Source organism: Streptomyces sp. Z423-1, assembly GCF_013009255.1.
Classification (GTDB): domain Bacteria; phylum Actinomycetota; class Actinomycetes; order Streptomycetales; family Streptomycetaceae; genus Streptomyces; species Streptomyces gossypiisoli.
On the sequence record NZ_CP053109.1, the window covers coordinates 8,818,272 to 8,827,891 of the forward strand.

At 71.9% G+C, this 9,620-nt stretch carries 8 protein-coding genes; 2 read left to right on the plus strand and 6 right to left on the minus strand.

Annotated features, from left to right (window positions below):
- The first annotated feature begins 5 nt into the window (after nucleotides 1-5).
- A complete protein-coding gene (locus HJD23_RS40260; protein ID WP_171117076.1) occupies nucleotides 6-1,781 on the plus strand; it encodes an ABC transporter permease subunit in 1,776 nt (591 codons plus the stop codon).
- Here the strand turns inward: HJD23_RS40260 and HJD23_RS40265 are convergent.
- The 3 genes from HJD23_RS40265 to HJD23_RS40275 all read right to left on the minus strand — a co-directional run bounded on the left by HJD23_RS40265 (nucleotide 1,763) and on the right by HJD23_RS40275 (nucleotide 4,960).
- Nucleotides 1,763-2,644, minus strand: a complete 882-nt coding sequence (locus tag HJD23_RS40265; protein ID WP_171117078.1) for a GNAT family N-acetyltransferase — start codon at nucleotides 2,642-2,644, stop codon at nucleotides 1,763-1,765. The genes HJD23_RS40260 and HJD23_RS40265 overlap by 19 nt on opposite strands.
- A gap of 179 nt (nucleotides 2,645-2,823) precedes the next feature.
- Nucleotides 2,824-3,612: an ABC transporter permease gene (locus HJD23_RS40270; RefSeq protein WP_171117080.1), complete on the minus strand. Its 789-nt coding sequence runs from the start codon at nucleotides 3,610-3,612 to the stop codon at nucleotides 2,824-2,826.
- Nucleotides 3,613-3,622: 10 nt separating this feature from the next.
- Nucleotides 3,623-4,960: a lysine N(6)-hydroxylase/L-ornithine N(5)-oxygenase family protein gene (locus tag HJD23_RS40275; protein ID WP_171117082.1), complete on the minus strand. Its 1,338-nt coding sequence runs from the start codon at nucleotides 4,958-4,960 to the stop codon at nucleotides 3,623-3,625.
- Nucleotides 4,961-5,081: 121 nt separating this feature from the next.
- Between HJD23_RS40275 and HJD23_RS40280 the strand changes: the two genes are divergently transcribed.
- Nucleotides 5,082-6,029 carry a methionyl-tRNA formyltransferase gene (locus tag HJD23_RS40280; protein WP_171117084.1) on the plus strand — a complete coding sequence of 316 codons (948 nt, stop codon included), beginning with the start codon at nucleotides 5,082-5,084 and terminating at the stop codon, nucleotides 6,027-6,029.
- A gap of 86 nt (nucleotides 6,030-6,115) precedes the next feature.
- Here HJD23_RS40280 and HJD23_RS40285 read toward each other — a convergent pair whose 3' ends face one another.
- From HJD23_RS40285 to HJD23_RS40295, 3 genes are all read right to left on the minus strand, one after another.
- Nucleotides 6,116-6,988: an ABC transporter ATP-binding protein gene (locus HJD23_RS40285; RefSeq protein WP_240980930.1), complete on the minus strand. Its 873-nt coding sequence runs from the start codon at nucleotides 6,986-6,988 to the stop codon at nucleotides 6,116-6,118.
- 4 nt (nucleotides 6,989-6,992) lie between these two features.
- Nucleotides 6,993-8,102, minus strand: coding sequence for an iron ABC transporter permease (locus HJD23_RS40290; RefSeq protein ID WP_171117086.1), 1,110 nt, complete (start codon nucleotides 8,100-8,102; stop codon nucleotides 6,993-6,995).
- Between the two features lie 455 nt (nucleotides 8,103-8,557).
- Nucleotides 8,558-9,598 (minus strand): iron chelate uptake ABC transporter family permease subunit, encoded by a 1,041-nt coding sequence (locus HJD23_RS40295; RefSeq protein ID WP_171117088.1) that lies wholly within the window; start codon nucleotides 9,596-9,598, stop codon nucleotides 8,558-8,560.
- Nucleotides 9,599-9,620 lie beyond the last annotated feature (22 nt).

The following is a 9,620-nucleotide window of genomic DNA, read 5'->3' on the forward strand; positions in this document are numbered from 1 at the left end:
AGCCGATGGGTGCCATATCGGCCGGCGCCGAGGCCCGCCCGGCCCAGTGGCGCGCGGGCCTGGGCCGCCTCGCCGCCGGGGCCGCGCTGCTGACGGCCGTGGCCCTGCTGCCCTGGCTGTCCGGGACCGATCCCGCGCGGACCGTCCTGCGGGCCCGCTCCGCCGACCAGGATCCGACCCCGGCTCAACTGGCCGCCGTACGGGAGCAGTTGGGCCTGGACCAGGGGCCGTTCACCCATCTCGCGCACTGGCTGGGCGGCCTGCCGCGTGGTGACGCGGGCACCTCCTGGGTGTCGGGCGAGCCGGTCCTGCCCCAGGTGAGCGCCGCCTTCGCGGTCTCCGGCACGCTGATGCTCGGTGCGCTCGTGGTCACCCTCGCGGTGGCCGCGCTGCTCAGTGCCCGCACCCTGTACCTCGGTTCCCGGCGACGGCTGCGGCAGGCACGGGCGGGCACCGGCGCGGCGGTCCTCGCCGCGCTGCCCAAGTTCCTGCTCGCCTCGCTGCTCGCCACCGTGTGCGGGGTCTGGCTGGGATGGCTGCCCTCAAGTGGCTGGGAAGGGCCGTCGTCGATGGTGCTGCCCTCGCTCGCCCTCGGCGTGCCGTCCGGGGCGATGATCGGCGGCCTGCTCGACCAGTCGCTGCCCGCCGCCTTCAACGAACCGTGGGCCCGGACCTGGCACGCCTTCGGGTTCCCGCCCGGGCTGATCGCCCGCAACGCGCTGCGCCGCGCGCTGGCCGGCGTACTCCCACAACTCCTGCCGACCGTCGTGGGATTGGTCGGCGGTGCCGTCGCGGTGGAGAAGATCTTCAACATTCCCGGACTCGGCCGACTCGCCCTGGACGCCGCCCTGGCGCAGGACCTCCCCCCGCTGCAGACCGCGACTCTGGTGCTGATCCTGCTCGGCGTGACCGCCGGCCTTCTCCTCCAGGCCCTGCGCCGCGCACTGCTGGGCCCGGCCCTGCGGGACGGCGCCCTTCCCGCGCTGCACGCCCCGGACCTGCCACGGCGGCGATCGATGTCCTGGATCGCCGCATTCTGCGGCGTCGCCCTGCTCACCGCGATCGGGGCAGGTCTGCTGCGCGACCCTCTGCACGTGGACACGGCGGCCCGCCTCCTGCCGCCCTCCCTGGCGCACCCGTTGGGCACGGACTCGCTCGGCCGTGATCTGCTGGCCCGGCTGGGCCACGGCGCGCTGCGTACGACCGGAGTTGCTCTCGCGGTGACGACGGTCAGCGTCCTGCTCGGGCTGTTGCTCGGCATGGCGGCACAGGTGAGTTCCGGCCTGACAGAGGCGCTGTCGACGCTCCCGGCCGTCCTCGCCGGACTGCTGACGACCGCGGTGACCGGGCCGTCGGTCTGGGGTGCCGCGCTCGCGGTGTGCATGGTCGGCTGGACTCCGTACGCGGCGCAGACCGCGGCGCTGCTCGAACAGGAACGGGCCAGTGGTCACATGCTTGCGGCGCTCTCGTTCGGCGCCGGTCCGCGGTACCTGCTGCGCCACCACCATCTGCCCGCCGTACTGCCCGCCGTGCTGCGCAACGCGCTCCTACGACTGCCCACCACGGTCCTGGTACTGGCGTCCCTCGGCTTCCTCGGCCTGGGCGAACAGCCGCCCACCGCGGAGTGGGGCCGCCTCCTGTCGGAGAACCAGCCGTACCTGGAACTGGCCCCCTGGGCGGTACTCGGCCCGGCCTGCGCGCTCGTCCTGCTCTCCGTTCTCGCCGTGTCCGGTACGGCGTCGGGATGGGGGGTGAGCCGACGTCACAGGTCGAGTCGGTAGCCGATCACCTGATGCGTCGGCACATAGCCGAGGCTGTCGTTGATGTGCCGCATGGGTGAGTTGCTGTCGGCGGTGTCGGTGATCAGGCCGTCGAGGTCGGGGTGGTGCTCGTGGGCGTGCCGGAACGACTCCGCTTTCATCCACCGGCCGAGGCCGCGCCCGCGGTGCTCGGGCAGCACGCCGGTGCCGTAGTGCTGACCATCGCCCTTTCCGCCGCCGGGAACGACCAGTTCGGTGAAGCCGGCGATCGAGTTGTCCGACGTGTCGACGGCGACGACGGTGCGGAGCAGGTCCCCGCGTTCTTCGATGACCCGCGCGACGGCCCGGACCCGCTCGACGTCCCAGGTCGCGGGCACGTGGTCGGCCTCGTCCATGGGCATGTCGTCCATGGCCCGGCGTGCGGCGGTGAAGGTCTCGGCGAGGTGGTCGGGGACGCTGCCCTGCCATGACTCCAGCCGGTAGCCGGGGTGCGGCTGTTCGACGATTTCCGTCAGGGCGGCGATGTCCGCACCGGCCAACGTGAGTCGTGCGTAGGTCAGTGCGAGAACTTTGCGGAAGCCGCGTGCCGCCAGGAACCGGTCCCCGGCCGAACCGGCCTCGGCGTGGGCGGCGACACCACGCCTGCCCTCCTCGCGGGCGGCGGCCACGGCCGCGTCGAGCAGCCGCGAGCCGACACGGTTGCGCCGCTCGGCCGGATGAACGGTCAGCTCCAGCTCGGCCCGGTGTTCCTGACCGGCGTCGGTGGGCAGGCGCAGGAACGCCGAGCCGACCGGTATTCCGTCGGCGTCGGACGCCAGCCAGACCAGGCGGCGGCTGAACGGGCCACGGTTGGGGTCGGTCAGCGGGGTGATGCGAATCGACAAGGTGTCTCCGTCGTGGGGTGGTCGCAACGGGCGGCGCGTGGGGCTGACCGCTCGGCACTCCTGCGCACCTCTCTGAACGAGCGGTCCGGACGGCATCGAAAGGCCGGGGGAACATAGCTGCTTCACGACACGTGCCGCAACGAGATATCGGGGTCCCTGTTCCCGGTCGGTCCGACGCCTCACCGGCGCTCAGCAGTCCTGCGATGCAGCCTGCGGCGGGCGACGAGTTCGACCGTCAGGGCCACGGAGAGCGCCTCGACGGCCAGCAGTGCGATGAGTACGAAGAGCTGGACGGCACCGGCGAGCACGGGCGATGCGCCCGCCAGGAGCATGCCGACGAACGCGCCCGGCAGGGTCACCAGACCCACGGTACGGGTCTGGTCGAGGGCGGGCAGCAGGGCGTCCGACGCGGCGGGCCGGATCACCAGGAGGTGGGCGTCGCGTTCCAGGAGACCCAGCGCCAGGGCGGCCTCGACCTCGCCGTACCGCAGGGCGAGTTCGTCCAGCGCGCGGCGTCCGGCGAGCACCGTCGCGGTGAGCGCGCCGCCGATGAGGATGCCGCTCACCGGGACGACGGCGATACCGGGGAGGGGGAGCAGCCCGGCGAGCACCAGCCCGGCCAGGACGGGCAGCACGGGGGCCGCGATGGGCAGGGCCGCCCACCACCAGGTGCCGTTCGGCGTGATGCGCCGTCCGGCCGTACGGGTGGCGACGGCGAACATCAGAAGCAGGAACCCGAGCAGGGCCGCGGTGTGGCGGACGGCCCAGCCGACCACCAGGGACACCGCGGCCAGTTGCACGGTCGCCCGTACACCGGTCACCACGACCTCGCGGGCCCGCCCGTAGGAGTCGTCCGGGGACAGGCGGAACACCGCGACCACCGCGGTGGCCGCGACCACCAGGACGACGAGGGCCACGGCGAGCGCCGTACCGACCGGCAGCAGGGTCTGCGCAGCGAGGTGACGCACGCGTCGCCCCCTAGGGCCTGTCCGCCCTCGCGGTGTCGGCGGTGCGCCGGGCCAGGAGGGAGTCGAGGATCTCCCCGGCCCGTACGGCGGTGGTGGACAGCAGGGTGGAGGTGAGGCCGTGGGTGTGTTCGGTGCCGCCCTGGAGGTAGATGTCGGCGGTGACGTTCGGGGCGGTCTCCACGCGGTGGTCGCGGCCGACCCTGAGGGTGTCCTCCTCGTCGCGCAGGCAGAGCTTGGCGAGCTCGCCGAGGTGGTCGCCGATGCCCTGGGGCTGGTAACCGGTCGCGTAGACCAGCAGATCCGACGCGATGACCTTGCGTTCGCCGGTCGGCAGGAACTCCACCGTCACCCGCACGTCGTCCGCGCCGTCCTCGACCTCGCGGATGCGCGAGACGTTCAGCATCCGCAGCCGCTGCCTGCCCTGGACCTGCTCCTGGTACATCGTCCGGGACAGAGCCTCGATCAACTCCATGTCCACCACCGAGTAGTTGGTGCTGCGGTGATAGTCGAACAGCGACTGTTTCACCTCGCGGGGCGCGCCGTAGTACAGGTCGACGGCCTCGGGATCGAAGATGCGGTTGGCGAACGGGCTGTCGTCGGCGGGGGTGTAGCCGTACTTGGCGAACACCGAGCAGACCTCGGCGTCGGGGAAGGTGCGGTGCAGATAGTCGACGGCCTCGGCGGCGCTCTGCCCGGCGCCGAGCACGACGGCGCGGCGTACGGGGGCTCCCGAACGCACGAGTTCGTCGACGCGGGGCAGCAACTCGCTGTTGTGCCATATGCGTTCGGACCGCACGGCACCGGGCGGCAGGTGCGGCTCCAGGCCGGTGGCGACGCAGATGCTGCGCGCCCGGCGGACCGTCACACGCTCCGGGGCGGCCGGATCGCGGCTGATGACGTCGAAGTACCTCACCTCGCCGTCCTCGGTGACGGGTCGTACGGAGACGACCTCGGCGGAGTACTCCACGAGCGGCGCGACCCGGCCGGCCGCCCACTCGAAGTAGTCGTGGAACTCGATGCGCAGCGGGAAGAGCGTCTTCTGGTTGAGGAAGTCGACCAGCCGGCCGCGTTCGCGCAGGTAGCACAGGAAGCTGAAGTCGCTGGTGGGGTCGCGCATGGTCACCAGGTCCTTGAGGAACGACACCTGCATGGTGGCGTCGTCGATGAGCATGCCGCGATGCCAGCCGAACCGAGGTTGTTTTTCGAGGAAAAGGGCCCGGAATCCGCCGTCCTCGCGTGATGTCGCGCCGCGCTCGTGGAGCGCGATCGCGAGCGCGAGATTGGACGGTCCGAAGCCGATGCCCAGAAGGTCGTGGATGGAATCCGGCCCGCTCTGCAGTGTCGTCACCGCTTCATCGCCTCCCGTGAAGGGGGGACACTGTGTTTCCGAAAGTTGGAACACAGCCTCCCCCAAGCAGGCACATGCTAGATAAGGTAAGCCTTACCTAGCAATGCCTGAGGAGGCTCATATGCGGGTCGTCATGTTCGGCTATCAGACGTGGGGGCACCGGACGTTGGGGGCTCTGCTCGACTCCCGGCACGAGGTGGTCCTGGTCGTCACCCATCCCAAGAGCGACCACGCGTACGAGAGGATCTGGAGCGACTCGGTCGCCGACCTCGCCGAACAGCACGGTGTGCCGGTGCTCTTGCGCAACCGGCCGGGCGACGACGAACTCCTGCGCGCGCTCAAGGAGGCCGAGCCGGACATCATCGTGGCGAACAACTGGCGCACCTGGCTGCCGCCGGAGATCTTCGACCTGCCGCCGCACGGCACGCTCAACATCCACGACTCGCTGCTGCCCGCCTACGCCGGTTTCTCGCCGCTGATCTGGGCCCTCATCAACGGCGAGAAGCAGGTCGGGGTCACCGCCCACCGCATGGACGCCGAGCTCGACATGGGCGACATCCTGCTTCAGCGCGCGGTGCCGGTCGGGTCCACCGACACGGCGACGGACCTGTTCCACCGCACGGTCGACCTCATCGGCCCGATCGTCACCGACGCCCTGGACCTCATCGCCTCCGGCAAGGCGGTGTGGACGCCGCAGGACCGCTCCCGCTCCAGCTTCTTCCACAAGCGGTCCCCGGAGGACAGCCGGATCGACTGGACCTGGCCCGCCGAGGACCTGGAGCGGTTCGTACGGGCCCAGTCGGACCCGTATCCGAACGCCTTCACCCATCACCGCGGCGAACGCATCCGGATCGTCTCGGCCGCCGTCTCCGAGGGCCGCTACGGGGGCACACCGGGGCGGATCTTCATCCGCGAGGGCGACGGGGTGGTCGTCGTCGCCGGGGCCGATGCGCGGACCGGGCGCCTGCCCGGTCTGGTGGTCAGACGCGTGCGGACCGAGGACGGCACCGAGTACGCCGCCACCGACTACTTCCGTACCATGGGGGGCTATCTGACGGATCGTCCGTAGCGCAGGGGCGCATGGCGGAACCGTTCCGTGACGGAGCTTGTACGGTGCGGACCGGTGACCTCACCGGTCCGCACCGCTCCCGGGCCTCAGCCGGTCGTGCCCGGGACGGCGACGGCGGCCGACTCGTCGGTGGCCTCGTGGTGACGGCCCATCGGGATCACCATCGGCGTCCGGCTGACGGGGTCCTCGCCGACCACGCACCGCAGCCCGAAGACCTCCTCCACCATCGCCGCGGTGACGACCTCGGCGGGAGCGCCCTCGCCCACGACGCGGCCCGCCTTCATGGCGACGACGTGGTCGGCGTACCGGCAGGCCTGGTTGAGGTCGTGCAGCACCATCACGACCGTGCGGCCCTGATGCCGGTTCAGATCGGTGATCAGGTCGAGGACGTCGATCTGGTGCGCGAGGTCCAGATACGTCGTCGGCTCGTCCAGCAGCATCACCGGGGTGCCCTGCGCGACCGCCATGGCGATCCAGGCCCGCTGTCGCTGTCCTCCGGAGAGTTCGTCGACGGTCCGGTGCGCGAGGTCGGTCATCGCCGTGGCCCGCAGCGCCTCGTGCACGGCCTGCTCGTCGTCGGCGGACCACTGCCGCCACCACGTCTGGTGCGGTGAACGACCGCGCCCCACCAGGTCGATGACGGTCAGTCCCTCGGGAGCGACGGGCGTCTGCGGCAGGATGCCGAGCCGCTGCGCGAGGGCACGGGTGGGGATCGAGTGCACCGAGCGCCCGTCGAGATACACGGCACCGGACTTGGGCGTGAGCAGCCGGGCCAGCGCCCGCAGCAGTGTGGACTTGCCGCACGCGTTCGCGCCGACGATCGCCGTGATCCGGCCGGAGGGAATCACCACGTCGAGGTTCTCGACGACGACCCGGTCGTCGTACGCCAGGCGCAATCCCTCGGCGCGCAGGTCGGGGCCGTCCGCGGGGTCTTCGTACACCTCGTGCTTCGATGACACGTTGTCAGCCTCCTGAACCGGCGCGGTTGGCGCGGACGAGCAGCCACAGCAGAACGGGTGCGCCCAGCACGCCCGTGACGATGCCCACCGGGAGCTCCGTGTCCGGGATCAGCTTCCGGGCGATCAGATCGGACACGAGCACCATCACGGCGCCGGTCAGACCGGCGGCCACGGGCGGCGGGACGGCGGTGCCGGCCAGGCGCTGGGCGACCTGGGGTGCGGCGAGCGCCACGAACGCGACCGGTCCGGCGGTCGCCGTGCCGAAGGCCACCAGTCCGACGGCGATGAGCAGCACGGCCACCCGGACGGTCTGCACGCGTGTGCCCAGACCCCGGGCGACGTCGTCGCCGAGTTGCAGGGTCCGCATCAGCCGCCCCAGCAGCAGAGCCGCGGGCACCAGGACGGCCATGGTCAGGGCCAGGGGGCCGATCTGCTGCCAGGTGCGGCCGTTGAGGTTGCCGACCAGCCAGCCGAGCGCCGCCTGGGCCTGGAACTGGCGGCCGTGGGCCATGAGGTAGTCGGTGGCGCTGGTGCAGATCCAGGCGATGCCGACGCCGACGAGGACGATCCGGTAGCCGGTGGTGCCGCGTTTCCACGCCAGTACGTACACCAGCGACGCGGCCGTCAGCGCGCCGAGCAGGCCCAGGGCCTGGGTGCCCGCGCCGGTGTCCCAGCCGAGGACGATGCCGGCGACCACCGCCGTTCCGGCGCCCTGGGTGATGCCCATCATGTCGGGGCTGGCGAGCGGGTTGAGCGTCATGGTCTGGAGCAGAGCGCCCGAGACGCCGAACGCGATGCCGACGAGCAGTCCCGCCAGGGCCCGCGGCAGGCGCAGTTCATGGACGATCAGCTGGGTTCCGGGGTCGCCCGCGCCGACCAGGGCCCGCATCACATCGGTGAGCGGGAGGCTGATGTCCCCGATGGCGGTCTCCACGCAGAACGCGAGAAACGCGGCGGCGGCCAGGACCAGGCACACGGCCACCAGCCGGGGCCGCAGCACCCCGGAGACGGGCGGGACGGCGAGCCGGAAGGGGACACGGCGGGCGGAGCGGGGCACGGCAACCCGGTCCGCCGCGTCTCTCCGGCCCGCTCCGGGCACGAGTTCGGTCGTCATGGCCTCACCGCTCCGCACGTCGGTTCGACATGACACACAGCCCTGCGAGCCGGTCCCTCATGGGCCCATGGCTTCGGGCGTCGGCTCGTGGCGGGGTCGCGGGCCGTGTGCCGGTGGATCATGGCGCGTGGCTTCGGGTGTCGGTGCGTGGCGGGGTGGCAGGCCGTGCGTCGGTGGGTCGTGGCCCGTGGCTTCGGGTGTCGGCTTGTCCCGGGTGCACAGCCCGTGCGTCGGTGCGTCACGGCCCGCCCCTCCCGGTGTTGGCTCGTCCCGGGTCCGCAGCCCGTGCGTCGGTGCGTCACGGCCCGCCCCTCCCGGTGTTGGCTCGTCGCGGGTCCGCAGCCTGTGTGCCGGTGCGTCATGGCCCACGCCTCCGGGTGTCGGCTCGTCCCGGGCTCGCAGCTTCGTGCGTCGGTTCTGCGGGTCTCGCAACCCCTGCGTCGGTGCGTCATGGCTCACAGCTCCGCGAGTCGGCGGCGGCGGACCAGTGCGATGAAGAACGGGCCTCCGATGAAGGCGACCAGGATGCCCGCCTGGATCTCGACCGGACGGGCGATCAGCCGCCCGGCGATGTCCGCCCCCAGCAGCAGGCAAGGGGCGAGCACCGCCGACAGGGGGAGCAGCCAGCGGTGATCGGGGCCGATTCCGGCGTACTGCGCCAGGACGCGCGCGATGTGCGGCACGACCAGGCCGACGAAGACGACCGGGCCGATCACGGCGACCGCTCCGCCGGTCAGCAGCGTGACGGCCACTACCCCGCACACCCGGACCGTCCCCAGCTTGAGCCCCAGCGACTTCGCGACGTCGTCGCCGAGCGCGAGGCTGTTGAGGGCGGGGGCGCAGGCCAGCGCGAGGACCGCGCCGACGACGAGGAACGGCAGGACACGCAGGAGGACTTCGTCGTTCTGGTTGGCGAGCGAGCCCGCGGACCAGAAGCGGTAACGGTTGAGGGCGTCGGGGTCGGTCAGCGCCACCGCACTGGTCAGGGAGAACAGCAGGGACGTCACGGCCACACCGGCCAGGGCCAGTTTGACCGGCGTCGATCCGGACCGTCCCAGCCCGCCCAGGAGGTAGACCAGCACGCTGGCCGCCAGCGCACCGGCGAAGGCGAACCAGATGTAGCCGTACACCGAGCCGATGCCCAGGACACCCACCGACAGCACGACGGCGAACGCCGCGCCCGCGCTCACGCCCAGGATCCCCGGATCCGCCAGGGGATTGCGGGTGAGGGCCTGCATCAGTGCCCCCGACAGGCCCAGCGCGGCCCCGGTCGCCAGGCCGAGGGCGGTGCGGGGGAGACGTACCGACCAGATCACGTTCTCGACCCGGGAGTTGGGCGCGTCGCCGAGCAGCGTGTCCCAGACCTGGTCGAGGGGTACGGCGAGCGCGCCGTACGCCATGGACAGGGCGCACAGCGCGAGGAGCGCCGCGCCGGAGAGCGCGAGCAGTGTGACTGCGCGGGGGCCTTTCGCCGCCCGGACCGCTGAGGTCCCCACGTCAACTTCCTTTGATGAGGCT